The organism is Rothia sp. P5764 (assembly GCF_048512965.1).
Classification (GTDB): Bacteria; Actinomycetota; Actinomycetes; order Actinomycetales; family Micrococcaceae; genus Rothia.
In genome coordinates this window covers 99,448-124,885 of the sequence record NZ_JBLXXQ010000002.1, presented here as the reverse complement: position 1 = coordinate 124,885, position 25,438 = coordinate 99,448, and the positions used below count along the sequence as shown (strand labels likewise).

Below are 25,438 nucleotides of genomic sequence, written 5' to 3'. Positions count from 1 at the left end.
GGGCTAGCTGAAATCTTAAAACAACTGAACACCAGAGCCCTAAATTTTTATTGTGTTCGGCTTCACCAGCTGTTAGCATAAAACCGACATTTGGTTTGGGGTGCCGCTGGCAGCAGAAGCGGCTGAGATTAGACCCACAGAACCTGCTCTAGTTAGAACTAGCGAAGGGAAACCCATGCGCCGTCCTCTGCCTGCGCCTCTTGCTCATAGCACTTCCGCTCTCGAAACGTTAGTACCCAACGTGCTCTCTATCGCGGGGACGGACCCCAGCGGAGGGGCCGGCGCGCAGGCTGACCTCAAATCAATTGCGGCAGCAGGCGGTTACGGCATGAACGCGGTCACGGCCCTTGTCGCCCAAAACACTCAGGGCGTCAGCGCTGTCGAGGTTCCGCCCGCTGACTTTCTGCGAGCGCAACTCGATGCCGTCAGCGAGGACGTTCGCATTGATGCAGTCAAAATTGGCATGCTAGGCTCTGCTGACATCATCGACACTGTAGCCGCATGGCTCGATAGCAACCCACAGCAGCTTGTTGTGCTTGACCCTGTCATGGTCGCAACCAGCGGGGACCGTCTGCTGGAAACCGAGGCGGAGGATGCCCTACGCCGATTCCTAAAGTACGCCACGGTTATCACCCCCAATATCCCAGAGCTAGCCATTCTGGCCGAAGACTCAGAGCCAGATACCTGGGACTCTGCCTGTGCTCTCGCCCAGGTAGTCGCCGAACGCTACCAGGTCGCAGTTATCGTTAAGAGTGGGCACCTACCGGGTGACCAAGCGGGCAACGCAGTGGTCACTACCCAAGGAACCACAGCCGTCTTCAGACAAAAGAAAATAGATACCTCCAATACCCACGGCACCGGGTGCAGCCTTTCTGCTGCGCTCGCTACACGACTGGCAACAGGAGCAAGCCTTGAAGCAGCCCTGGAATGGACTTCAACCTGGCTTCATGGAGCAATCTCAACCAGTCACCACCTCAGCGTGGGGCAAGGGCACGGACCGATCAACCACTTCTGGCGGCTCTGGGAACAATCACGGGTAGCGGATGCGACGCCGGTAAAACTCGGAGACTTCGAAGCGACCACTAGGCCGCCTCAGATATCAGCGGCGGGCCCGCAGACCAAACGGCTCTGGGAACTCACCGGCCAGATTTGGGACTCAATCTGTGAACTCCCCTTCATCCAGCAGCTTGCATCCGGCACGCTGGCCACTGCAGACTTCACCTTCTACCAGGACCAGGACGCACTCTATCTTTCGAGCTACTCCCGGGCACTTGCTACCCTAAGTGCTAAGGCTCCCTCATCTGCTGAACAGGTCTTCTGGGCGCGAGGGGCGGCGGAGTGCATTGAGGTCGAATCCAGTCTTCACGCTGACTGGCTGGGGCCAGACTATATCAGTGCAGGCCCCTCCCATATCACCAGGGCCTATACAGACTTCTTGACCTCATCCGCTTCTCTCAACGATTACGCAATCGGGGTGGCGGCGGTTCTTCCCTGCTACTGGCTCTACGCAGAAATAGGTGAAATTCTTGCTCAGGTCAATACTCCCGGTCACCCCTACTCGGCCTGGTTGAGCATGTACGGTTCACCAGAGTTCCGCCAGGCAACTGAGCAGGCTATTGCCTATGCAGAGCAGGTGCTCTCGCAGGCCCCGGGCCAGACCCTGGAAGCGGCTCAGAAGGCCTACCAGCAGGCCGCCCTCCACGAGTTGCGTTTCTTCGCTCAGGCCCAACTACGCAACTAGCTAACTAACAAAGCGCCCACGCCACCCGGACTGCCTTCACAGCCTGTTCCTGGTGGTGCGGGCGCTATTTACCGGTGATTACAGTCTTTAGAACAGGCCCACCATAGTGCCGTTCTCATCGAACCCAATGCGCTCAGCAGCGGGTGATTTAGCTAGCCCGGGCATGGTACGCATGGTACCGCAGAGAGCGTACACGTAGCCAGCGCCTGCCGCCAGGCGTACTTCGCGCACGGGCAAAGTCCAGCCGGTCGGGGCGCCTTTGAGCGAGGGATCCGATGAAATGGAGAGGTGGGTTTTGGCGATCACCACGGGTAGGTTGCCGTAGCCCAGTTCCTCGTAGCGTGCCAGCTGCTTTGCAGCTGCTGGTGCCAGCTCAATGCCATCCGCACCGTAGACCTGAGTAGCCACCTTCTCAATCTTGGTGGACAGGGGATCGGAGTCCTCGTAGGTGTAGGTCAATTCGCTCATGTCGTCGCAGGCCTCGGCCACAGCATCGGCAAGCTCTCTTGCGCCCTTCCCGCCCTCGGCCACACCACGGTGAATGGCAACGCGGGCACCGGCCTCCTCAGCGATCCGGCGAATAGTCTCGTGTTCAGACTCGAAATCTGTGGGGAAAGCATTGATAGCAACTACCGGTTGCACACCAAAGCCGCGGACAATCTCAAGGTGCTTAAGCAGGTTAGCCGCCCCGGCTTCAACATCGGCTGTGTTCTCCTCAAGCAGGCCTTCAGGCAGTGGCTTACCAGGTGTAATAGTGTAACGGCCCGAGTGCGATTTGAGCGAACGAACGGTCACTACTAGGACGGCGGCGTCGGGTTTGAGCCCCGATACACGGCACTTGACGTTGAAGAACCGTTCAGCCCCCATATCGGCACCAAAACCGGCCTCAGTAATCACATAGTCTGCGTGTTCGAGCCCCACATAGTCTGCAAGAACCGATGAATTGCCGGTGGCGATGTTGCCAAAAGGACCGGCATGAATCAGGGCCGGGGTTTTTTCAAGGGTCTGGAGCAGGTTGGGGTGGATAGCATCGGCAAGGAGAACTGCCATAGCGCCATCTGCTTTGAGGTCTGCGGCGGTCACGGGGTTGCCCTCTACGTTGAGGCCAACGACAACTTTGGCTAGTCGTGCTTGGAGGTCTTCAAAGCTGGTGGCCAGTGACAGAATCACCATAATCTCCGAAGCGCTGGTGATGTCAAAGCCACTTTCGCGGGGCACGCCGTCCATGCGGTCGCCCAGGCCTATGACGACGTTGCGGAGGGCACGATCGTTCATGTCAATCACTCGCCGCCAGGTGATAGAGCGGGTATCCAGACGCAGTTCGTTGCCGTGGTGCAGATGGTTATCAACCATAGCGGCAAGCAGGTTGTGAGCCGCTGTGACGGCATGGAAGTCGCCGGTCAGGTGCAAGTTCAGTTTCTCCATAGGGACGATTTGGGAGTAGCCGCCCCCGGCTGCACCGCCCTTAATGCCGAAAGTTGGTCCCATGGAGGGCTGGCGTAGGGTCAGCATAGCCTTACGCCCGGTAGCGGCCATGCCCTGAGCAAGTGAGACTGAGGTAGCGGTCTTACCTTCCCCCAGCGGTGTCGGGGTTACCGCCGTGACAACGATATATTTAGCTCCTTTTGCCAGCGCTCTCTCGGCCTTGGTGTCAGCCGTGAGTTTTACTTTGGCAAGGTACTTTCCGTAGGGTTCTAAACGGTCAAGGTCAATGCCAGAGGCTGTTGCGATCTCAGTAATCGGTTGCAGGGTCGCTGCTTGAGCGATTTCAAGATCGGTGGGAAAAGGCTTACTCATAGGGGTGTCCTTGGTTTTTGTGGTTATTGCCACTCATATTTTAGTGCGGGGGTACCCTGTTATCCGGGGTTCAGGCTACCAGCACACCGAGTTTTTGCGGAATGTTGAGGCTTTCTTCTAAGGGGTGGAGTACCACTCTAGGTTTTCCAAGCACCCAGTCAATGCGCCTCTAGCGGTTAGGTGCGGGCAAAAATATGGTCCGGGGTTCCCTCGGCAACAAGCCTGCCCTCTTCTAGGAGAACGGCACGGTCAGCCAGCGATGCAATACGCGAATCATGCGAAATGATAATCACCGAACGGCCTTTCATGACCGCTGCCAGCGACTGGCTGGCATCTGCCAATTCAAGCTGGGTCGTTGACTCGTCAAGAATCACCACATGCGGGTTAGCTGCTACGATACGGGCAAGGGCAAGCTGTTGCACCTGGTCTCTGGTCAGTTCGTAGGACCCATCTCCAAGCTGGGTATCCAAGCTATCCGGTAATCGGCTAACCCAGTTTGCCCCGACGGCAAGGAGCGCATCAAGCATCTGCTCCCTATTAGCCTGAGGTGCCGCTACAGCAAGGTTCTCAACTAGGGTGCCCACAAAGACGTGGGCCTCCTGGGTGCAAATCAGCAGAGCCGGGCGGTGGTCAGCTAGAGGCTCCGTCGGGTAGAGGCCGTTCCCGACTATCTGACCCATGACCTGCACCCTTCCGCTATGGGCTGTGAGCGATCCTGCTATCAGTCGAGCCAGCGTCGTTTTACCGGACCCTGAACGCCCCACCAGGGCCAGGCTCTCCCCCTGTGCAACCGTGAGGTCTATGCCCTCAATAACAGGGCTCTGGGGATTGTACCCGTAGGTCACTCCTTGGAGCTTTACAGCCGCAGGGGGCCATGCTTGGACGGAGACAGTCTTACTCTGTTGACCGCTGGCTTCTCCCCGGTATTGTTCAGATTCCCGGCGGGCCTGCTGGGTATCTGACAGGTCAATGACACCAAAAACCCTGCCCATAGTCACGGTCATCTCGCGCAGACGATCCAGCCAGAAGGTGAAGATATCCGAGTCTACCCGCATGGAAAAGAGCATGATAGAGGCTGTTGAGACATCGCCCCAGGTGGCCCAACCCCGGCAAACACAGTAGGAGCCCCAGACCATAGCTAGCAGCAGAGGAAGGTAGGCGTTGAAAGCATCGACCGCCCAGAAGGTTGAACGGAGTACCACCATACGGTCGGAGATCCTGAATACCTCCCAAATTTTTTCCTCCTGGACACCGGAACGGGCCTGTTGGACCCCCAATTCTTGGATCGTTGTCGCACCACGAACGTTCTCTGTGGCCACAACGGTAAGCTCACTCATTGCCTCAGTTTTCCGCCGGGTTGTTGCGGCTATCCGGGGTAGGAAAATTGCCAGGGCAAGGGCCATGAGCACGAACATGGGAACGGTAACCAGACCGATTACCGGGCTCACCGTAAAAATTGTCACCGAAGTAATTACCATATATACGGAAATATGGATAAACTCCGGCAGACCGGTTGCCAGCACCAGTCGGACGCTATCAAGGTCATCGGTCAGGCGAGCAAGCAGATCACCGGAGCCCGCGTCCTCAATGGTTTGGGCATCGAGCTGGAGGGAAGCCTCCACCAGGTCAATACCCAGGTCACGGTTCAGGCGGACCCCCAATTTTTGCCCCTGAAAAGTCCAGGCTCTCGTCAGAAGCGACCCCAAAAGTACAGCACCCAATATGGTCAGCAGTATCTCCCAGGGGTAGCCGGTGAGCTGGCCGGTGGTGACCGCATCAACGAGCCGGCCCACCATAATGGGAGTAGCGAGGGCAGTAACCGAACTGGCAACAAAAAGTAGCATCAGCAGAGCCAACTGCCACGGCGTCTTGAGGACAGAGCGCCCAAGCAACCGCCAGGTTGTCTTGCCATCCGTAATGGGCAAAAGATTAGCCATCGAGCTCACCTGCTTTCAGCCGTCGTTCGACCTCCATGGTCGTACTCACGATGTAGATTCGTTCAATGTGGGCCAGAACCCCAGGTTGCCCAGCGCGCTCTTCTAACTGGTTGAGAATGAACTTCTGGCTGGGTTCATCCACCGAGTTGAGAGGCTCAGTCAGGACCAGGGTATCTGCTCTTTGTGCCAGTGCCCTGGCAAGGGCGAGACGCTGGCGTTGGCCGCCCGAAAGATTGGTACCTTCGGAGGACAGCGCGCTTTTCACATAGCTTTCTGGGTCTCGTCCGCCCAGCCGAATAGCAATTTCTTCGGAGTCAGTGATTTTGAGTAAATCAACCATCTCGTCACGAGTTAGGGTGCCACGCCCTAGTGTCAGATGCTCAGAGAGAGTCCCGGCAAAGATGATGGGGTTAGGTTCCGAGAGCAAGATCCGGTGGTTATCTCCCTGCGAACCATCGCGGAGTTTCTGCACCAGGGTTTCAGCATACTCTTGGGCAGAGATGCCGGCGCAGCGAGGGTTGATATAGTGAACGGCCCCTGTGCCAGAAGGCACCAAAACACGAGCGGTGTGGGCGCCTTGTGGGGCAGGCGGGGAAGCTGCAGAAGAGGCATCTGCAATCTCTCGTTTCAGCCGCACAACACGTTTGTAGGCAACACGAGCATTCCGCCAGGACATGAGCAGCATCTCCACTGACCAGATAGGGCCGGTCAGGGTACCGATAAGCCCCACGATAGTGACTAGTTGCCCTGCGGGTATGTCAGTAAGCCAGGTACCCTCTGGTGCAGCCCCGCGCAGCGCTAAGACCACCGCTAGCCAGGTCACTGTACCCACGAGCAGGTTGCGGGTGGCATAGGACCAGGTTTGAACACTCTCAAGGCGAATCTGGGAGGAGTAGACATCCTGAGCGGCCTGCCCGTAATGCACCATCATGCGCTTCTGTGCCCCCAGGCCCAAGATTGTGCGGATAGAAGAAGCGATATCGGATGCCCGGGATGTGCTTACGCTAACCGTTTCACGGAATGCATCTGAGTGCTTTTCGATGAGCTTTGATACCCAGGTCAAGGTAATCATGGTCACAATAAGGCCCGTAAGAGCTACTAGAGCTATCAGCGGGCTAATCGTCCACAGCTGCCAGGTACCCAGCGATGTGACACCAACCGCCGAAAAAGCCAGAATCATCGGTTGCCACATCTGCGAGAGCGCCCGGGCGTCCTTATTCAAAATAGCGATGAGAGCACCGGGGTCACGGTGAGGTGCCCGGTCTATGAGATGGCTGATGTAGAGCCTCCAGTCACGTTCAATACGTGCAACCACCCGGAAGGTGAGGCCCCAACCCAGAAACTCGACCAGGCACAGATAGGCGATAACACCCGCCAGAATCATGATGGCCTGATAGGCCTGGGTGCTCAGCCCTGAGCTGTGCAGGTCGATGATACGCCCCACAAGAACGGGCATAAATACTGTTGCCAGTGAAGCAAAGAAATCTAAGACAAAGGGGAGAAAATAGAGTGTTCTCCAACGGAAGCCCGGAGGGGCAATGCGGAACTTCTCAGTATTTTGTGTATTTTTGTGCTCGGATTGTTCGGTCCGATTCTTAGCCACGAAATTCTCTTTTCAATCACAAGATGTGCAAGGGGTAAATCTACCGGGCATAAAAATACCTACCGGTGTGAACGCCTCCCGGTAGGTTGATCTTGGTTGATCAGCTAGCTGAGTGCGCTAGCGGTGAGAAACCCAGGGGGAAGCAGAAGGCGCCTGAAAGCGATGTGTGTTCATTTGTATGCTCCCCCTTTCGTGAGTTCGATATGCGGATATTTCCTTTGAATATCGTAGCCCCACCTCAGCTTATTTGACAAGCATCACATTTATATATTTTTTGTCTAATTTTCATGTGCTACCACCACGAGATGAAACGGAATGGGAGCAGTGCATTTACGCGGCTTGCCTCAGGGGCCTGCACTAAACTGGTTAACATCATGAAGATTCTTCAGTACCTTTCCCCATCCCTGGCAGATTCCACCAAGCACTACTACCGTGGAGATTTTGCAACCAACCCCCTCACCGGTGACGAAGCCTATGAGGCCTTTACCGAATGGATCGCAGCCCGGGGTATGGAGCTTTACCCGGCACAAGACGAAGCTGTTCTAGAGCTAGCCGCTGGCAATAACGTCATTCTGGCAACCCCCACCGGCTCCGGTAAATCCACTGTTGCTGTGGCCGCTCACTTTATAGGTATGGCCGCTGGTCAGCGCTCCTACTACACCGCCCCTCTTAAGGCGCTGGTCTCTGAAAAGTTCTTTGACCTGTGCGAGATTTTTGGTGCCGAGAACGTGGGTATGGTCACCGGCGATTCCTCTATCAATGCCGATGCGCCCATCGTCTGCTGCACCGCCGAGATTCTGGCGAATATCGTTCTTCGTGAGGGTGCTGGAGCCGACGTCACCCAGGTCATTATGGACGAGTTCCATTTCTACTCTGACCCCCAACGCGGCTGGGCCTGGCAGGCTCCCCTGCTTGACCTGCCCCAGGCGCAATTCCTGCTCATGAGCGCTACCCTCGGGGACACCAGCCGGTTTGAGCGGGAACTAACCGAGCTCACCGGGCGCGGTACCGCCCTGGTCACCAGCCAAACCCGCCCCATTCCTCTCAACTACTCCTACTCCCGCCAACCGCTGGTCGAGAAAGTTGACGAGCTGGTTTCCACCCACCAGGCACCGGTCTACATCGTTCATTTCTCTCAGCTCCAGGCTATCGACACGGCGGCTTCTCTAATGTCCCTGTCGATTGCGACCAAGCAAGAGAAAGAGAAAATCAATGAGCTCACTGCGGGATTCCGTTATTCTGCGGGTTTCGGCAAGGTGCTCCAAAAGTATATTAAGAACGGTATCGGCATCCACCATGCGGGTATGCTCCCCAAGTACCGCCGCCTGGTGGAGCAGCTAGCGCAGGCTGGCCTGCTCAAGGTCATTTGCGGCACCGACACCCTGGGTGTGGGCATCAACGTCCCCATTCGCACCGTGCTGATTACTGCTCTCTCAAAGTTTGACGGTCAGCGCACCCGCCGGCTCAAGTCCCGCGAATTCCACCAGATTGCAGGACGAGCTGGACGAGCTGGCTTTGATACCGTCGGCTACGTGGTTGTTCAGGCCCCCGAGCACGACATTGAAAATGAACGGCTCGAAGCAAAGGCTCGCGAAAAATTTAGTGGCGACGAGAAGAAAATAGCCCAGTCCCTTAGGGGTAAAAAGAAGAAACCACCGCAGGGCTTTGTGGCCTGGAGCGAGAAAACCTTTGAGCAGATCATTGAGGCTGAGCCAGAGCAGCTAAGTTCGTCCTTCCAGATCACTCACTCCATGATGCTCAATATGCTTCAGCGTGAGGCTGACCCCTTTGAGACCGTCATGCTCTTTTTGACCGCCAACCATGAGCCCCCTATCAAGCAGAGATCCCTCAAACGCAAGGCGATTGGTATCTACCGTGAACTACTCAACGGCGGGGTCGTGGAGCGCCTGGCTGAACCCGATGAGTTTGGTCGCACCGTCCGGCTTACCGTCTCCCTGCAAGAGAACTTTGCTCTGAACCAGCCGCTCTCCCCCTTTGCTATGGCTTCCCTCAGCCTGCTCGATTCTGAGAGCGATTCCTACGCCCTCGATGCGGTCTCTATCATCGAAGCGACCCTTGAGCGCCCCCGCCAGGTTCTTGTGGGTCAGGAGAAGAAAGCCAAGAGCCAAGCCCTAGCCGAGATGAAGGCCGAGGGCATGGACTACAACGAACGTATGGCTGAGCTGGATAAGATTACCTACCCCCAGCCCCTAGCGGAACTCCTTGAAGCCGCTTTTGAAACGTACTCGTCCGGTGCTCCTTTTATGAAAGAGTTCCAGCTAGAGCCCAAGAGCGTAGTCCGGGACATGTATGAGCGGGCCATGGGCTTTGGCGACTATATCCAGTACTACGGGCTGGAACGTTCAGAGGGTATTCTTTTGCGTTACCTCTCCGATGCTTATAAGGCACTGCGCCAGACCGTTCCCCTCTCTGCCCTGACCGATGAGCTCACCGACCTGATTGAGTGGCTAGGCGAGGTGATCCGCCAGACAGACTCCTCCCTGGTTGATGAGTGGGAGCGTATGGCCTCCGGTGACCAAGGCCTACCCGTCCAGGACTCTCTGGAGGAACTGGTGGCAGAAAGCGCACCCGCTCTTACCGCTAACCCGCGTGCCTTTAAGGTCATGGTGCGTAACGCCCTCTTCCGCAGGGTGGAGCTGTTTGCCGATGAGCGCGACAAGATTCTGGGCCAGTTAGACGGCGAGCGCTCTGGCTGGGACTCTGACCGTTGGGCCGACGCTATGGACGATTACTTTGAGGAGTACGAGGATATCTACACCGATGCCGATGCTCGTTCACCTGGTCTGCTGACAATTGACGATGATACTGCTGAGCACCCCGGTTTCTGGTTGGTCAGGCAGACCTTCTCGGACCCGGATGAGAACCATGACTTCGGTATTGTTGCCAGGGTTGATTTAGCGGCCTCCGATGCGGAAGGCGCTCCCGTGGTGCTGATTGAGAGCGTAGGGGCTTTCTAGCCCAGCACTGACCGCAGGTTCACGGCGATCAGGACGCAGCCTGCTGCCCAGAGCAGGGAGACGAAAGTCCCCACGATGAACTTTTCGGCGGTCAGGTGCCCGGCTTTGATATCCGGGTACCTGGCTAGTCCTTTGATTGCAACGATGACAGCTAGAGCGCTTGTTTGTGCGGTGATGAGGCAGAGCGCTACTGCGAGCCGTTCGAAGATGCCGATGAGGCGGCCTCCGCCTTCGGCTTCGATACGTTCGTCGGACTGGGTGATGTCTGCACGTAGGTTTAGGATGCCCAGGGTGCCGGTGATGTGCTGGCCCTTGGGCTTTTCTTCTGTTTGTTTCTGTTTAATCTTCCCCACGAAGTAGATTGCTGGAGTTGACCCGCCCAAACAGCTCACCAGCACTGCGAGCGTTGTGGTCAGCTCACGGACCGGGGCTTCAAGGGGCTGTGCCAGGGTAGACAGCACAAGGGCCCCGCCGAGTAGGGTCATGAGAGTCCAGGTTTTGGGGGCGCTGGCGTTCTGGGTTTTTAGCCACAGCAGTGACAGGGTAAAAAGCGCTACCAGCAGGATGCAAATTATCAGGTTCATACATTCTCCTCAGCGAGTAGGGTTTTGAGCTCCTGTACCATGCGGCGGGTTTCCTGCCATCGTCCCTGTCTGAGGGCACGGCTGACCGCTGACTGGTAGGTTTGCAGGTGCGTGGCAATTTCTATCTGGGTCATGCCCTGCTCGTAGAGTTCTCCGATGGCCTGCCAGGAGTCGTTCCGGTCTTCTTCAAGCCCCATGACAAGTTGCAGGCTGGCTTCAATCAGTTCGGAAAATCTACCTGTTCCTTCAAAGGCTATGTGTCCGGCTGAGCGTTTGGCGCGCTCCACTGCGGTTCGCGCGTTCCTGTAAGCTTGGCCGTTCCCTTCGCGGGCATTGGCCGGTAGCGGCTCATTGACGGCACCGACCCCAATCCCGATATGCCAGGTTCCCTGGCGGGCCAGCACTAGGGCGGTTTCGAGCAGGCCGTTTGGGTCATCGAAGACCGCTTGGACTTCGTCGCCTGCGGTGCGTTGGAAGGGCCTTAGCGGTGAGGCAATATTGCTGTTTCCGGCTAGGTCACTGTGCAGTTGGGGTACCAGGTCTTGGCCGGTTGAAGAGTTACGCTGGTCTACGGTCATGACAAACATATATAACAATATACTGTTATATCTTGGAATATAACAGTATATTGTTATATATAACGAGAGCTTAAAAGTCTTTTCCGTCCCTACTAGGAGGTCACCGTGGCCCTCTCTGCCCTACCAACACCCAGCCATCGTGTTGGGGCTACACATACCATCGGCTCACTCAAATTCATCGATCACTGGTTCACCGCACCCGCGACCCACGGCCTAATCTTTGGCAAGAGTGAGTCAGCGGCACTAGAGTCCCGTTTTGCCCAGCAGAGCATGACCGTTTTTGCCCGTGAAGTAGTTGATACCTCCGAGGCTTTGACTCTTCCTGCAGATGAGCGCCCCTACATGGTCTACCTCCAGGGTGGGCCTGGTGGCAAAAGCCCCCGTCCGGCAACAGAGGGCGGCTGGGTGCAGGAGCTAGCACAGACCCACCGACTGGTGCTCTTAGATCAGCGCGGAACCGGCAACTCCACCCCGCTCTCTGCCAAGGCACTCGCCCAACTAGGGTCAGCAGAAGTTCAGGCAGAATACTGTGAGCTCTTCCGGGCAGACTCTATTATTGCCGATGCCGAGGTCGTCCGTAGCTTCCTTCTAGCTGACCGCAAAGATCAGCGCTGGTCCACAATGGGCCAGAGTTTCGGCGGCTTTTTGACCCTCAGCTACCTATCCTTCGCCCCTGAATCCATCAAAGATGCCCGCGTGACGGCCGGGCTTGCCCCCATCCGCTCTCACCTTGATGAGGTCTACCGCTCAACCCTGGACCGTATGCAGGAACGGAGCGAGGAATACTACAGCTGGTACCCCCAGGACCGCGAGCTGGCGGCCCGTATCGCGCAGCACCTTGCTACCCATCAGGAAGTCTTACCCACCGGTGAACGGCTGACACCCCATCGCCTACAGATGCTGGGGCATCTTCTGGGCGGCAACGGGCGGGCACGCAACCTGCACTATATTCTGGAGTCTGCTTTTGCCGAGTCAAAAAACTGGCTGTCCGACCAGTTCTTGACTGCGGTGAGCGCACAGGTTAGTTTCGCATCAGCTCCCCTTTATGGGCTTCTCCACGAGAGTATCTACGCAGACGGGGCGCCAGGCTCCCCCTCCCCTGCACCGACTCGCTGGTCAGCAGCCCGTATGCACGCCGAGCGCCCAGAATTTGCAGAAGATGCAGAAAACCTGCTCTGGCTGGGCGAGCATATCTTCCCCTGGTACTTTGAGGAGGACCCGGCTCTAGGCCCGCTGGCCGAGGTTGCCCACCTGCTGGCTGAAAAGCAGGACTGGGGCAGGCTCTATGACCACGAACAGCTGGCTCAGAACCGGGTGCCTCTAGCGGCGGCGGCCTATGTGCCCGATGTCTTTGTGGACTATGCCCATTCCATGAAGACCGCCGATTTTGTGGGGAACACTCGCGTGTGGACCTCGCAGACTCACCACCATGACGGTCTAGGAGTCGATGGCCCGGCCATCCTGGGTCATCTAAAGAACCTGCTAGCGGATATGCGCTAGATCTACGAAAGCAAAAGCCAGGTGCTCGCCCCTGATCAGGGTCAGCGCCTGGCTTTTTTGCCTGAGCTATCGAATAATCATCTAGGTAAGTCAGCTATAGCTTTCGGCTCTGGCGCTCTAACCACTCTTGATGAGCAGTATGAGCCGCAGTCTTAACAGAAGTAGCTGAAAGTACAAGTAATACAGCACCCGTCAGGAGCAAGGCGCCTATACCGCAAGGAATAGCGAAAGGTGATTGCAGAAACCAGCCCAAAACAAAGGTAAGGCCAGCGCCCACAGCCTGCACCAATGCCAGGATCCGCAGGGCGGGGACGGCAGCGCGGTGTCCAGCTTCCCAAGCGGCATCAGATTGCAGAGTCGATGCTGTACGAAACCCAATAACCCCATTGGGAGGCAGGCGGCCATGTGCTCCCATCTGAGCTGTCACCACAAATACTATGCTTGCCCCTACTAAAGAAATAACAAGCGGTAGATAGTCTATGAGCGACACAGTCGGACCCCCTCTTGTTGACTGAGCTGAGACTGCCTTTAATATATCTCTCATTCTAGGCGCATAGCAGCGGTGATAAAGCAAAACAAAACCGTCAGCATCTGCCCGTAGGGCAAGATACTGACGGTATCGGCCAAGAAGGTCAGCAAAGCCCAGGGATCAGCCTCGAACCTCTTCCCTTAGGCAGTGTGCTCCGCATGGGCCGTGCGGGCACGATGCACCAGATCCTGGTACTCCGCCTCGGACTCAATCAGCTCATCCCGGTATTTCTGAGGAATTTTACGTGACTTAGCGGCCGCAGCATCCAACTTGCTCTGAAGCTCAGCACGCTGTGCGGCAGGAGCATGAGCAGGTAGGTTCAGGTATTCATCAGAGAGATTCTGAACCTTCTGGATGGTAGCAAGTGCCCTACCCTTAGGGGAATACAGTGAAGCAAGAACTGTCATGACTAGGACACTGATAATAACTGCCAAGGACAGCTCAATACCAACCTCTATCACCTGAACGGGTTGCCCATCGTTGAGGAAAAACAGAGTATTCTCGTGCAAAGCGTGGAGCAAGAGCTTGACCCCGATGAAGGCCAAGACAATAGACAGGCCCCAGGAGAGGTAAATCAGGCGGTCCAGCAGGCCGTCAATCAGGAAGTAAAGCTGACGCAAGCCCATCAGTGAGAAGGCTGTTGCGGTAAAGACAATGTAGGCCTCCTGGGTCAGGCCAAAGATTGCGGGAATTGAGTCCAGCGCAAAGAGAATATCGGTGCCGCCGATAGCTACCATAACGAGCAGCATGGGGGTCATGACCTTCTTGCCGTTTTCAAGGGTGAAGAGCTTATCGCCATCGTAGTAGTCAACGGTGTGTAAGACTCTCTTTGCCAGACGGATAACAATGTTATTGGCTTCGTCTTCTTCCTCTTTATCGGTAATTTCACCCTTGATCAAATTGCCCGCAGTGTAAATAAGTACCAGACCAAACAGGTAGAAGATCCAGCTAAAGGTATTAATCAAAGCGACACCGGCAAGGATGAAAACAGTGCGAGCTATCAGAGCAAAGACAATGCCAAAGAGAAGCACCTTCTGCTGGTCAGCGCGCGGCACCTTAAAGCTGGCCATAATGATGAGGAAGACAAAAAGGTTATCAACGCTCAGGGCCTTCTCGGTGATGTAGCCGCCGTAGTATTCGGCGGCGAACCGGGTGCCATCCCAGAAAAGGATGACCAGGCCAAAAGCTAGTGCCAAACCAATGTAGAGAGCCGACCAGATAGCGGCCTCTTTAATGGTGGGCTCGTGAGCCTTCCGCACATGGAAGAAAAAATCGTACGCTAAAAGCAGGAGGATAACCGCGATAGTTACCGCCCACTGTAAACCACTAATATGCATGAGAGCCTTTCTTGTGGTTGAGGGTTAACCAAAATCCACAAGTCTCTCCCAACCACCTTAGCTTATGTGGTTTCCTGCCCCGGTTGGGCGCCATCGATCAACGTGCTGACGAAACAGGAATTAGCGGGATACTCCCTTGCTCGAACCTCAACTATAACCTACGCGGGCACCGTTTGAACAGCGACTACTCAGGAACGGGCGTCTCGTAAACCCATTCCAAGAGCACAGAGAGCTAGGATAAGTGCCGCTACCACCCAGGCAGTTGCAAAATTGGTGGACTGTTCAAGAGCCCCAATGGCAAGGGCCCCCAGTCCGGTACCAATATCAAAATGTGAGTTCCAAGCAACCGATGCTCGCTGGGTGGCATCGGCTCCCCCGGCATCGCTCAGGGCTCGCACCATAGTCACCGATTGCAGGAAGCCGTAGCCAAAGCCCATGATGGATGCGCCCAGGAGAAAGAAGAGCACAGAAAGAGAGCTCGCCCCATCCATCAGGGCAAGCAGAACCAGCCCCAGAGCGACGAATCCCAGTACCGGTGTCATCAGCAGACGGGTCCCAAAGCGGTCGGTAAGTGAACCGCCGTAGAGACGGGTGGGGGTAGCTAGGAGGCAGAGCAGGAGCAAGCCGCCTGTAGCCAGTGTTGCGGTGGGCGCTATTTCAGTGGAAAAAGTCATGAAGGCACCGCCCACTGAGGTCACCAGGGTGAGCGTCAGCAGGGCGGGCCAGATACGTTTGATAATCGTAGTGGTCGAGGTCTTAGGGGTAGCAGATATTGTTGGCTTGCCCTCTTGGTCTTGTGCCAGATAGCGATCAACGGAGCGTCCCAGCTGAAAAGCAAAGGGTGCGGCGAGCGCAGCAATCGCGCCCACAGCAATGACGGGCCGGTGCCCAAAGACTTCGATAGCCCAGGGGGCAACCGGGGTGAAGAACATTTGTGAGCCAGCTGCGGCTAGTCCGTAGAGACCCACCGCCCGGCCTCGGTATTCCAGGGGAACCAGGTAGGACATAGCCGAAGAACAGCAGACCGTGACAATGCCAAAGCCGACCCCTCGCAGGGCTGAGGTCAGCAGGATATTGGTCAGGGCAGGGCTGATGAGCTGAATGAGGGAGGGTAGACCTAAGAGGATTGTGCCAAGGGGCAGTACATGTGCCCAGGAAAAATGGCGGGTAAGGGTGGGCACCGAGAACTGCGTGGCCACGGTGACAGCCATGAGTACAGCGTTGGTTGCGCCTGCCCCGAAGGAGCCAGCACCGCCGGCTACAGCCCAGGCGGGTGAGGCCGGGAGCAGAACGGCAAGGCTGCTAATGCTCAGACCAAAGGTGATGAGAATTTGAGGCATACCGGGCATGCGGGCAACACTCTGCTTCACGGTGGCTCCTAGAAAAGGTAAGGACACAAACCGCACAATTCTACCACCCTTCCGGGTTTAGGCGTGCCCCGCTGCCTGCATCTGCCGTAGTTCCTTCTTCAGGTCGGCTATCTCATCTCGTAGGCGGCCTGCCAGCTCGAATTTGAGTTCTTCAGCGGCCTGCATCATCTGTGCGTGCATGTCTTCAATCAGGCTCATCAGGTCCTCGGCGGGAGCGGCGGCAAGTCCGTCGGCACGTACCTTGGCTTCGGCCTTTTTCAGAAGTTCCTCGGCTTCCGGTGAGGTAGCCGCGTACTTGGTGCCCTTTTTGGATGCAGTCTTTGCATTACCCTTGCGCGAGGCAAGGAGCTCAGCGGTGTCCTCTGATTCGCGGGCCAGCTTGTCAGTGATATCGGCTATCTTCTTCCGCAGAGGCTGCGGATCAATGCCGTGTTCCTTGTTGTAGGCCTGCTGTATCTGGCGGCGGCGGTTGGTCTCGTCAATGGCCACCCGCATAGAGTCGGTGATTTTGTCGGCGTACATGTGTACTTGTCCGCCCACGTTACGGGCAGCACGCCCGATGGTCTGAATCAGCGAGGTAGTGGAGCGCAAGAAACCTTGCTTATCGGCATCGAGGATAGCGACCAGTGAGACTTCGGGCAGGTCCAAGCCCTCACGGAGCAGGTTGATGCCCACCAGAACATCAAAAACGCCCTGGCGCAGTTCGCTCAATAGTTCCACACGGCGTAGGGTATCCACATCGGAGTGCAGGTACTGGACCTTGACCCCGTGTTCAAGCAGATAGTCGGTCAAATCCTCTGCCATACGCTTGGTCAGGGTGGTCACCAGTATGCGCTCATCCCCCTGGACCCGCACACGGATTTCTTCAAGCAAGTCATCAATCTGCCCCTGGGTGGGCTTAACGACAATTTCAGGGTCAACCAGACCCGTGGGGCGAATAATCTGCTCCACGACCCCATCGGCCTGAGCCAGTTCGTACCTGCCGGGGGTTGCTGAAAGGTAGACGGTCTGGCCGATACGGTCCAGGAACTCCTCCCATTTCAGGGGGCGGTTATCCATGGCTGAGGGCAGGCGGAAACCGTGCTCCACCAGGGTTCGTTTACGGCTCATATCGCCCTCAAACATGGCACCAATCTGAGGGATCGTGACGTGGGATTCATCCACAATCAGCAGGAAGTCATCGGGAAAATAGTCCAGTAGGCAGTGAGGCGCAGTTCCCCGGGCGCGCCCGTCGATATGGCTGGAATAGTTCTCGATGCCGTTGCAGAATCCCATCTGCTCCATCATTTCCAGGTCATACTGGGTGCGCATCCGCAAGCGCTGGGCTTCAACCAGCTTATTCTGAGACTCTAGTTCTTGGAGCCGTTCCCGCAGTTCATCCTCAATAGAGCTAATGGCCCTTGCCATGCGCTCAGCACCGGCAACATAGTGCGAGGCAGGGAAGACATACATTTCCTCTTCCTCACGGATGACCTCACCGGTAAGTGGGTGCAGGGTGTAGATAGCCTCAATTTCATCCCCGAAGAATTCCACGCGAATAGCGTTTTCCTCATACATGGGGATAATTTCTACGGTATCGCCGCGCACCCGGAAGGTTCCGCGATGGAAGTCCATATCGTTGCGTGCGTACTGCATGCCCACAAAACGACGGAGTAGCTCGTCCCTGTCTAGTTCTTGGCCCCGCCGCAGAGTAACCATCTGGGCCACATACTCTTCGGGGGTACCCAGCCCATAGATGCAGGAGACGGTTGCCACCACCACCACATCGCGGCGAGTCAGCAGGGAGTTGGTGGCAGAGTGACGCAGTCTCTCTACTTCCTCATTGATAGACGAGTCCTTCTCAATGAAGGTATCGGTCTGCGGCACATAGGCTTCGGGCTGGTAGTAGTCGTAATAGCTGACAAAATACTCCACCGCGTTATGAGGCAGTAGTTCACGCAGTTCGTTGGCCAACTGGGCGGCCAGGGTCTTGTTCTGGACCATGACCAGAGTAGGCCTCTGGACAGCTTCAATGAGCCAGGCGGAGGTTGCCGACTTACCGGTACCGGTCGCGCCCATCAGAACAATATCTTTTTCACCGTTCTGCACTCGTTCGGTGAGCTCAGCAATAGCTTTGGGCTGGTCGCCCGCTGGCTGATATTCGGAGACGACTTCAAAGGGGGCAACAATCCGGTTGATTTCCTGGGCAAGACTCATGCCCCTACCCTACCGAAAAACCAGGGCAAAAACTAGAACACCAGTACGAATATTCAGCCTCTAGAGCTTACAGGCAGAAGGTTAATGGTTCTCGCCCCACTACCCTCCCCAAGCAAAAACTGCTGGCTTACTCCCCATCTTCTAGGCAGTAAGCCAGCAGTATATCTTGGTGAACAGGAATAGCTCCATCCCCTCAGGCAGACCTGAGATACCCTAAACCTGCTTCTCTTGCTGGGCCTTCTCAGTGGCGTCCAAGGCTACAGCTTCAGCAGTCACTACAGGAATCTGTCCCGTCTTGGGCACCAGGCCCTCATATTCCGGCTCTGAGCCTAACTCATACTCGGGGCGAATGGTGACTTCACCAATGGATGAGAAGTCTTCCTGGGCTCGGCGGTGGTATTCCTCCACGGGGAGAACTTGTTTCCACTGGCGGGTCTTCATGGGTGGCAGTTCACCAGCGTCTTCTCGTAAGGCCCGCACCAGCATCCATATCTGCATAAACCCAATGAGCCAGACGGGGAAGCCGATGACAACAATGACGTTCTGCAAGGCAAGGAGCCCGTTATCGCCTGCTGCCACAAGAATTGAGGCTGACACAAGACCGATGGAGGCAGCCCAGAAGACCCCCTGCCGTTTGGGTGCCGGGTCTTCGTGCCCGTTAGCGATTGCATCCATGACCAGAGCGGCTGAGTCGATCGAGGTGATAAAGAAAATGGTAATCACCAGAAGAGCAACCACCGCAACCACTGGGAAGAGGGGAAAATGGCTCAAGAACTCAAAGAGCGCGGCGGGAATATCGCCCTGCTCAACAACGGTCTGCACCAGGGTGCCGTTCTCCTTGCGCTCAATGTTAAAGGCGCTTAGCCCAAAGACACCAACCCAAATCAGGGTGAAAGCGGTAGGGGCAGACAGTACACCCACCACGAACTGGCGGATAGTGCGCCCCTGGGAAATCTTAGCGATAAAGAGACCCACAAAGGGTGCCCAGGTCACAGTCCATGCCCAGTAGAAGACCGTCCAGCTGCCGATCCAACCGGTATCGGCAAAGGCGTCGTTAAAGAGCATCATGACGGGGAGCTTCTGCAGGAAGTAGCCGGCAGATTCAACGGTTCCCAGGGTGACGAAACGGGTAGCTCCCGTCATGAGGATAAAAATCATCAGAGCAATAGCCAAGAGGATATTAATGTAGGACAGTCGCTTAACACCCTTATCCATACCCATGAGCACAGAGGTGATACCCGCGGCCGTAATGATGGCCACGATGCCGGCCTGGATAATACCGCCCAGGGGAAGTCCGTACATGATCCCCATGCCTGAATTAAGCTGGAGGGCACCCATACCTACAGAGACTGCGATACCAAAAACGGTAGAAATAATGGCTACCGAGTCGATGAGTTTACCGATGGGTCCGTGGATACGTTCGCCCAGCAGGGGCTGGAAGATCGAGGAAACGCGCGGGGGTAGCTTACGTTTATAGGTGAAGTAGCCAAAAGCCAAAGCAGGTACCGTCAGAATAATCCACACGCCCAGACCAATATGCCAGTTAGCAATCGCTAGAGCATCGAGTGCCGCGTGATCAGACTGTGGTGCTACGCCATCGTAGGGTGGCTTGGCGTAATGAGAAATGGGCTCAGCAGCACCCCAGAAGAGCAAGACAGCACCCACACCTGCGGCAAAGAGCATACCGAACCAGGCCAATCCTGAGTATGCGGGTTCAGCATCGTCGTCACCAATTTTGATACGCCCGAAACGGCTCATGGCCATATAGACCAAGAAAAAGAAGAAAATGGCAATACCCAGGGTGTAAACCCAGCCCAGGTATTTAATGATGAAGCCGGAAACCGCGCCGATACCGTCTGACATCGTGGTGGGAAAAGCCGCCATCAAGGCCGTGAAAAGCACGATAAAGAAGGCCGAGGAAAAGAAAATTGCAGGGCTGGTTCTCAGCCCTAAGAGGTTGTGTAGCTTAGTCAGCACGGTCAATCCCGGTGGAAAATGCGATTCCCCCTGCCCGGCTTTCTTGCATCCACCAGCCGCAGAGGTGCCACCCAATATCTAGGCAACGCCTTTAATACTAAGTCAGCTTTATATTGTATTTCCACTGCATACCCAGGCCACTTGATTTTTAGACACAGGCCCGTTCTCGCCCGTCAATACTAGTCAGAACAGATCTTTCTCACAGTTGCACCCCATCGACTGACTGCATAAATAACTCTATGAGAACTCTCTCCCCGTGATTTTTCCATACACCCTGCCTACTTGTTCCTCCGTTTCTGCAAGCGAACCGGAGTTATCAATGACCCAGGTAGCAAGAGCGCGGCGTTCCTGGTCGGTAGCCTGCGCATTCATGCGTGCAAGGGCATCAGCCTCTGACATACCTCGGAGTTCAACCAGCCGTCTGAGCCGCTCCGCTGGGTCAGCCTCAACCACAATCACACCATCAAAACGGTTAGCTTGCCCCGTCTCAACCAGCAGGGGAATATCTTCAACAATGACCCCGCTCTGCCCCAGCTTTTCTGCGGCCTTATCCCTCTGTCGCTGGGCCTGAACCCGAATCGCCGGATGAACAATGGAGTTTAGTTTCTCTCTCTTGCTCTCATCAGCAAAAACCAGTGAGGCCAGGGTAGCACGGTCAAGGCTACCGTTCTTAGCCAGCACACCCTGCCCAAATACACGCACAACCTCAGCAAACACAGGCTGACCAGGTTGCATCAAGTCACGACCGATAGCATCGGCATCAATCAGGGTAGCACCCAGCTTGACCAAGATCTGAGCCACCGTTGATTTACCGGAACCGATTCCCCCGGTCAGACCGATATGAATAACCATTGTCTTCTCTTCCTCTTACCTATGTGCTGTGCCAGTTCCGTTTCCTAGCCTAACGGCTTTCCCGGGCCACTTTAGAATGGACACATGAGTGATAAAACCCGCGCCAACCGCTATACCGTACTTGCAAGCAAGGAGCCGGTCCGTCATCTCCTTGAGATCAAACGAAGCGAGTTTATCTGCTATCTACTCCGAGTTGAGTCTGAGCCCCAGGCGCGCGCCTTTATCGAATCTAAACGCAAGCAGTACCACGATGCCCGGCATGTATGTTCCGCCTTTATCATAGGGGCAGACCGTGACCTCCAGCGCTCTAGTGATGACGGTGAACCCGCTGGTACAGCCGGGGTGCCCATGATGCAGGCCTTGCTGGCCCGCAGGGCCCAAGGCCGAGAGGGGCAAGCAGCTGACCTCTCAGATATTTGTGCTGTGGTAGTACGCTACTTTGGTGGTATCAAGTTGGGGGCAGGTGGGCTGGTCAGAGCTTACACAGAGGCTGTCGCCGCTGCCCTCGATACCGCCCGGCTCACCCCCCGAGAACGTCTCCGACTGGGTCTTATCAGCGTCCCCCATTCCGAGGCTGGACGATTAGAGAACGATTTACGAGCGCAGGGCTACGCTGTGCTGGGAACAGACTACAGCGCCTCCCATGCCGAAATTACGGTGGCTGTCTTTGACGATTCGCAGCTACAGGCAAGGACGGAGGATATGCTGGCCCAGATTTCAGCCGGTGCTTACCATATCGAGTGGGCAGGCACCGAGTGGGTTGATAGGCCCTAGAACAATCTATCTGTAGATCTGCCAGATAGGGCAAAGCCCCGGTAAGCCTGGCTTGGAGGGACTTACCGGGGCTTTGGGCATCCAGTTTTTAGAAGAGGGCAGAGATGATCAGAACGCCACCGGCGCCGATTGCGGCTGAGATAGGTAGGGTGATAATCCAGGCCAGGGCGATGGGGCGCATCAGTTTCCAGTTGGCGGAGTGGTTGACAATACCGACGCCGAGAACCGCACCAATCAGAATGTGGGTGGAGGAGACCGGCAGACCGAGAACCGACGCTGCCATGACCACACCTGCAGCCGCTAGCTCCGCAGCAAAGCCTGATGATGGGTGCATTTTGGTTAGACCGTGACCTACCGTAGCAATGACCTTGCGGCCCACAAACCAGAGCCCGGCAATCAGCGCAACTCCGAAGGTGATGAGGGCAGGGAAGGGAACGATAGCTTCCTTGGCGATAAGACCGGTTTTCAGTACGTCGAGGATAGCCACGAAAGGACCGATCGCGTTAGCGATGTCATTAGCGCCGTGGCTGAAGGCGAAGGCTGCAGCGGTAAATACCTGGAGCCAGGCGAAGATAGTAAAGGTTGCCCGGGAGAGTTCTTGATGCTGAAGACTGCGTGCGAAGATAGTGACACTGACCCAGGTAATGACAGCTACCATGACCATAATCAGGATGTTACCCATGGACGAGATGCCCAGGTTGAGTTTATTGAGCCCCTTGAAAAGTAGCATGGCTGTGATAAGAACAGATCCGGCTGCTGCCAGCACTGGGACGTAAACTTCAAGGGCCCGGTGGGAGTCCTTACTCTTTGCTTTCTTATCAAGTTTATGGACCTGGCGGTAGTATTCGCTTTCTGGTGCATCGGGGTCCAGCTTCTTGAGCTTAAACTTTTTCTTGCGAAGCATGGCGTTGGAGTAGGCATCCTGCTGCAGGTCTGTAATGCGTTGGAAGCCAACGTGCGGGGTGTGGGTGGCTCGCTCTTCTTCCATGCGCTTTTTCAGTTCGAGCATGGCGGCATCAATTTTTTCGTTATAGCCCAGGATGTACTTCTTGATAAAGCCGAAGAGAAGCCAGGCGAAGAGACCACCGAGAACGGGCGAGATGACCCAGGAGAGAGCGATTTGGCCGATCTTGCTCCACTGAACCATGTCCAGGCCCCCGGCGCCGGTGGTGAAGCCCGTGGTCAGGGCAGCACCAACGATGCCACCGATGATGGAGTGAGTGGTGGATACCGGCCAGCCCATGCGGGTTGCGACAAGTAGCCAAATGGCAGCACCGAGGAGGGCTGACATCATGATGTAGACGAACTGCATGGGTGCCAGGTCTATGGCCCCTAGATCTACGATACCGCTGCGGACTGTGCCGGTGACTGACCCGCCTGCGATAACGGCACCGGAAACCTCGAAGACAGCTGCGATGAGCAGGGCCTGTTTGATGGTGAGAGTCCCGGCACCAACGCTGGTGCCGAAGGAGTTAGCGACGTCGTTGCCACCGATGTTGAAGGCCATGAAGAGGCCTAGGAGAACTGCTACACCTAGGATCATGGCCTGGCTGGGCTGGTCGACGTAGCTAACTGACCAGAAGGTAAACAGGGTGAATGCCACAGCCATGAGCCCGCCGAATCCCAGGTGCCACCATTTGTCGGTGGTGTCTCGTTGTAAGGCAGGAGTTGCAAGATCTGAACCCGAATTCGCGCTGGAATCCACAGGGCCCCCTTCATAGAGTTTTGGTTTGGCTTGAGGGCGCACTTGGAGCCCTGTTAATAGTCTGTGCACAAGGTTAACAAATGGTTAACTGACGCTAGCCTTTGCATGAACTATCGGGGTGATAGTGCATGCAAAGGGCCCTCCCCATACTTGGTGGGGAGGGCCCTTGGTAGCTTGACGGGCTGTTTACTTGCCGGTCAGCTTCTTGCGGGGATGGAAGCGAAGATTCCGAGCGAGCGAGGAAACAAATCTTCGCTGGAATCGGAACTCCGCAACCATCTAGCCAAGAATTAGTTGCCGGTCAGCTTCTTGCGGGGATGGAAGCGAAGATTCCGAGCGAGCGAGGAAACAAATCTTCGCTGGAATCGGAACTCCGCAACCATCTAGCCAAGAATTAGTTGCCGGTCAGCTTCTTGCGGAGTTCCGCAAGTGCCTCATCTGATGCCAGGGTGCCGGTTTCGGCGGGCTTGTCGGATGAGTATGAGGTGGGTGCTGCTTCGGCGGGTGCTGATGCGGGAGCTGCAGTTGCGGCTTCTGCGTCGGCTTCGAGTGCCTTGGCGACCTGTGCCTTGTGTGCTTCCCAGCGGGTCTGGGCTTCGGCGTACTGCTGTTCCCAAGCTGAGCGCTGGGTTTCGAAGCCTTCGAGCCATTCGTTGGTCTCGGGGTCGAAGCCCTCGGGGTACTTGTAGTTGCCCTCGTCGTCGTATTCTGCTGCCATGCCGTAGAGAGCGGGGTCGAATTCGGTTGACTCGGGGTCAACACCTTCGTTGGCCTGCTTCAGTGACAGGGAGATGCGGCGGCGTTCGAGGTCGATGTCGATGACCTTGACGAACAGTTCGTCGCCAACGGAGACAACCTGCTCTGCCAGGTCCACGTGGCGAACTGCGAGTTCGGAGATGTGGACGAGGCCTTCGATACCGTCTTCAACGCGAACGAATGCGCCGAAGGGTACGAGCTTGGTGACCTTACCGGGAACAACCTGACCCAGTGCGTGGGTGCGGGCGAATGCCTGCCAGGGATCTTCCTGGGTAGCCTTCAGTGACAGGGAGACGCGTTCGCGGTCCAGGTCAACTTCGAGCACCTCAACGGTAACTTCGTCGCCAACTTCGACAACCTCTGAGGGGTGGTCGATGTGCTTCCAGGAGAGCTCGGATACGTGGACGAGGCCGTCAACGCCGCCGAGGTCAACGAATGCACCGAAGTTAACGATGGAGGATACAACGCCGGTACGAACCTGGCCCTTTTCGAGCTGGTTGAGGAAGGTTGAGCGGACCTCTGACTGGGTCTGCTCGAGCCATGCACGGCGTGATAGAACGACGTTGTTGCGGTTCTTGTCGAGCTCGATGATCTTGGCTTCGATTTCCTGGCCGATGTAGGGTGCCAGGTCGCGGACGCGGCGCATTTCGACGAGTGAAGCGGGCAGGAAGCCACGCAGGCCGATGTCGAGGATGAGACCACCCTTGACGACCTCGATGACGGTACCGGTAACGACGCCGTCTTCTTCCTTGACCTTTTCGATGTCGCCCCAGGCGCGCTCGTACTGTGCGCGCTTCTTGGAGAGAATCAGGCGGCCTTCCTTGTCTTCTTTGGTGAGGACAAGAGCTTCAACAGTGTCACCAACGGAAACAACTTCGTCGGGATCTACGTCGTGCTTGATGGAAAGTTCGCGTGAGGGGATGACGCCTTCGGTCTTGTAACCGATGTCGAGCAGAACCTCGTCGTGGTCAACCTTGACAACTTCGCCGGACACGAGATCGCCATCGTTGAAGTACTTGATGGTTGCGTCGACAGCTGCGAGGAAGTCCTCTTCGGTACCGATGTCGTTGATTGCAACCTGAGGAATGTTGGTGCTCATAGAGAGTAGGGCTCCAATATGGATAGTTTTTCTAGGTCAGTGCAGATATTTTCTTAGCTTCTTGGTGCTACCGGGGTAGTTCCGAGGGTAGGAAAATATGTGGTTCGCTGCGCTGAGCGTTGATA

Annotated in this window: 17 protein-coding genes and 1 riboswitch; of the genes, 4 read left to right on the top strand and 13 right to left on the bottom strand. The window is 56.1% G+C overall.

All coding sequences use genetic code 11. The features are described from left to right. The first annotated feature begins 86 nt into the window (after positions 1–86). Positions 87–187: riboswitch (TPP riboswitch) on the top strand. Next, positions 176–1,741, top strand: a complete 1,566-nt coding sequence (locus tag ACN08Y_RS04225; protein ID WP_419111932.1) for a bifunctional hydroxymethylpyrimidine kinase/phosphomethylpyrimidine kinase — start codon at positions 176–178, stop codon at positions 1,739–1,741. (Overlaps the previous riboswitch by 12 nt.) 87 nt (positions 1,742–1,828) lie before the next feature. Here ACN08Y_RS04225 and ACN08Y_RS04220 read toward each other — a convergent pair whose 3' ends face one another. The 3 genes from ACN08Y_RS04220 to ACN08Y_RS04210 form a co-directional block, all read right to left on the bottom strand. Further along, positions 1,829–3,538 (bottom strand): formate--tetrahydrofolate ligase, encoded by a 1,710-nt coding sequence (locus ACN08Y_RS04220; protein WP_419111931.1) that lies wholly within the window; start codon positions 3,536–3,538, stop codon positions 1,829–1,831. A gap of 176 nt (positions 3,539–3,714) precedes the next feature. Continuing rightward, on the bottom strand, positions 3,715–5,475 hold the full coding sequence (locus ACN08Y_RS04215; protein ID WP_419111930.1) for an ABC transporter ATP-binding protein: 1,761 nt from the start codon (positions 5,473–5,475) through the stop codon (positions 3,715–3,717). Next, positions 5,468–7,078 (bottom strand): ABC transporter transmembrane domain-containing protein, encoded by a 1,611-nt coding sequence (locus ACN08Y_RS04210; protein WP_419111929.1) that lies wholly within the window; start codon positions 7,076–7,078, stop codon positions 5,468–5,470. The genes ACN08Y_RS04215 and ACN08Y_RS04210 overlap by 8 nt, the downstream gene beginning before the upstream one ends. Positions 7,079–7,452: 374 nt before the next feature. On the opposite strand from ACN08Y_RS04210, the gene ACN08Y_RS04205 reads away from it, so the two are divergent. Then, a complete protein-coding gene (locus tag ACN08Y_RS04205) occupies positions 7,453–10,056 on the top strand; it encodes a DEAD/DEAH box helicase (RefSeq protein ID WP_419111928.1) in 2,604 nt (867 codons plus the stop codon). Here the strand turns inward: ACN08Y_RS04205 and ACN08Y_RS04200 are convergent. Both ACN08Y_RS04200 and ACN08Y_RS04195 read right to left on the bottom strand, forming a co-directional pair. Beyond that, positions 10,053–10,640: a hypothetical protein gene (locus ACN08Y_RS04200; protein WP_419111927.1), complete on the bottom strand. Its 588-nt coding sequence runs from the start codon at positions 10,638–10,640 to the stop codon at positions 10,053–10,055. The genes ACN08Y_RS04205 and ACN08Y_RS04200 overlap by 4 nt on opposite strands. Continuing rightward, positions 10,637–11,227, bottom strand: a complete 591-nt coding sequence (locus ACN08Y_RS04195) for a hypothetical protein (protein ID WP_419111926.1) — start codon at positions 11,225–11,227, stop codon at positions 10,637–10,639. The genes ACN08Y_RS04200 and ACN08Y_RS04195 overlap by 4 nt, the downstream gene beginning before the upstream one ends. Positions 11,228–11,323: 96 nt before the next feature. Between ACN08Y_RS04195 and ACN08Y_RS04190 the strand changes: the two genes are divergently transcribed. Further along, positions 11,324–12,718, top strand: coding sequence for an alpha/beta fold hydrolase (locus ACN08Y_RS04190; RefSeq protein ID WP_419111925.1), 1,395 nt, complete (start codon positions 11,324–11,326; stop codon positions 12,716–12,718). A gap of 94 nt (positions 12,719–12,812) precedes the next feature. Here the strand turns inward: ACN08Y_RS04190 and ACN08Y_RS04185 are convergent, their stop codons facing one another. The 6 genes from ACN08Y_RS04185 to coaE all read right to left on the bottom strand — a co-directional run bounded on the left by ACN08Y_RS04185 (position 12,813) and on the right by coaE (position 20,979). Beyond that, positions 12,813–13,133, bottom strand: coding sequence for an SdpI family protein (locus tag ACN08Y_RS04185; protein WP_419111924.1), 321 nt, complete (start codon positions 13,131–13,133; stop codon positions 12,813–12,815). Positions 13,134–13,387: 254 nt separating this feature from the next. Further along, positions 13,388–14,584, bottom strand: a complete 1,197-nt coding sequence (locus ACN08Y_RS04180) for a TerC family protein (RefSeq protein WP_419110496.1) — start codon at positions 14,582–14,584, stop codon at positions 13,388–13,390. 188 nt (positions 14,585–14,772) lie between these two features. After that, a complete protein-coding gene (locus ACN08Y_RS04175; protein ID WP_419111923.1) occupies positions 14,773–15,954 on the bottom strand; it encodes an MFS transporter in 1,182 nt (393 codons plus the stop codon). 57 nt (positions 15,955–16,011) lie between these two features. Then, positions 16,012–18,150 (bottom strand): excinuclease ABC subunit UvrB, encoded by a 2,139-nt coding sequence (gene uvrB / locus ACN08Y_RS04170; protein WP_419099793.1) that lies wholly within the window; start codon positions 18,148–18,150, stop codon positions 16,012–16,014. A 213-nt stretch (positions 18,151–18,363) separates the two neighbouring features. Further along, positions 18,364–20,127, bottom strand: a complete 1,764-nt coding sequence (locus ACN08Y_RS04165) for a BCCT family transporter (RefSeq protein ID WP_419111922.1) — start codon at positions 20,125–20,127, stop codon at positions 18,364–18,366. Between the two features lie 237 nt (positions 20,128–20,364). After that, positions 20,365–20,979: a dephospho-CoA kinase gene (gene coaE, locus ACN08Y_RS04160; RefSeq protein WP_419111921.1), complete on the bottom strand. Its 615-nt coding sequence runs from the start codon at positions 20,977–20,979 to the stop codon at positions 20,365–20,367. Positions 20,980–21,063: 84 nt separating this feature from the next. On the opposite strand from coaE, the gene ACN08Y_RS04155 reads away from it, so the two are divergent. Next, complete coding sequence (locus ACN08Y_RS04155; RefSeq protein ID WP_419111920.1) at positions 21,064–21,753, top strand: IMPACT family protein; 690 nt, start codon at positions 21,064–21,066, stop codon at positions 21,751–21,753. An 88-nt stretch (positions 21,754–21,841) separates the two neighbouring features. Here the strand turns inward: ACN08Y_RS04155 and ACN08Y_RS04150 are convergent, their stop codons facing one another. Both ACN08Y_RS04150 and rpsA read right to left on the bottom strand, forming a co-directional pair. After that, on the bottom strand, positions 21,842–23,458 hold the full coding sequence (locus ACN08Y_RS04150; protein WP_419111919.1) for an inorganic phosphate transporter: 1,617 nt from the start codon (positions 23,456–23,458) through the stop codon (positions 21,842–21,844). A 394-nt stretch (positions 23,459–23,852) separates the two neighbouring features. Next, positions 23,853–25,313, bottom strand: a complete 1,461-nt coding sequence (gene rpsA, locus ACN08Y_RS04145; protein ID WP_419110502.1) for a 30S ribosomal protein S1 — start codon at positions 25,311–25,313, stop codon at positions 23,853–23,855. Between the last annotated feature and the right edge of the window lie 125 nt (positions 25,314–25,438).

Bases quoted from the DNA above. Each gene is read 5' to 3' on its own strand.
- ACN08Y_RS04225 (WP_419111932.1), top strand. From the start codon at position 176: ATGCGCCGTCCTCTGCCTGCGCCTCTTGCTCATAGCACTTCCGCTCTC.
- ACN08Y_RS04220 (WP_419111931.1), bottom strand. From the start codon at position 3,538: ATGAGTAAGCCTTTTCCCACCGATCTTGAAATCGCTCAAGCAGCGACC.
- ACN08Y_RS04215 (WP_419111930.1), bottom strand. From the start codon at position 5,475: ATGGCTAATCTTTTGCCCATTACGGATGGCAAGACAACCTGGCGGTTG.
- ACN08Y_RS04205 (WP_419111928.1), top strand. From the start codon at position 7,453: ATGAAGATTCTTCAGTACCTTTCCCCATCCCTGGCAGATTCCACCAAG.
- ACN08Y_RS04200 (WP_419111927.1), bottom strand. From the start codon at position 10,640: ATGAACCTGATAATTTGCATCCTGCTGGTAGCGCTTTTTACCCTGTCA.
- ACN08Y_RS04195 (WP_419111926.1), bottom strand. From the start codon at position 11,227: ATGTTTGTCATGACCGTAGACCAGCGTAACTCTTCAACCGGCCAAGAC.
- ACN08Y_RS04185 (WP_419111924.1), bottom strand. From the start codon at position 13,133: ATGGGAGCACATGGCCGCCTGCCTCCCAATGGGGTTATTGGGTTTCGT.
- ACN08Y_RS04180 (WP_419110496.1), bottom strand. From the start codon at position 14,584: ATGCATATTAGTGGTTTACAGTGGGCGGTAACTATCGCGGTTATCCTC.
- uvrB (WP_419099793.1), bottom strand. From the start codon at position 18,150: ATGAGTCTTGCCCAGGAAATCAACCGGATTGTTGCCCCCTTTGAAGTC.
- coaE (WP_419111921.1), bottom strand. From the start codon at position 20,979: ATGGTTATTCATATCGGTCTGACCGGGGGAATCGGTTCCGGTAAATCA.
- ACN08Y_RS04155 (WP_419111920.1), top strand. From the start codon at position 21,064: ATGAGTGATAAAACCCGCGCCAACCGCTATACCGTACTTGCAAGCAAG.
- rpsA (WP_419110502.1), bottom strand. From the start codon at position 25,313: ATGAGCACCAACATTCCTCAGGTTGCAATCAACGACATCGGTACCGAA.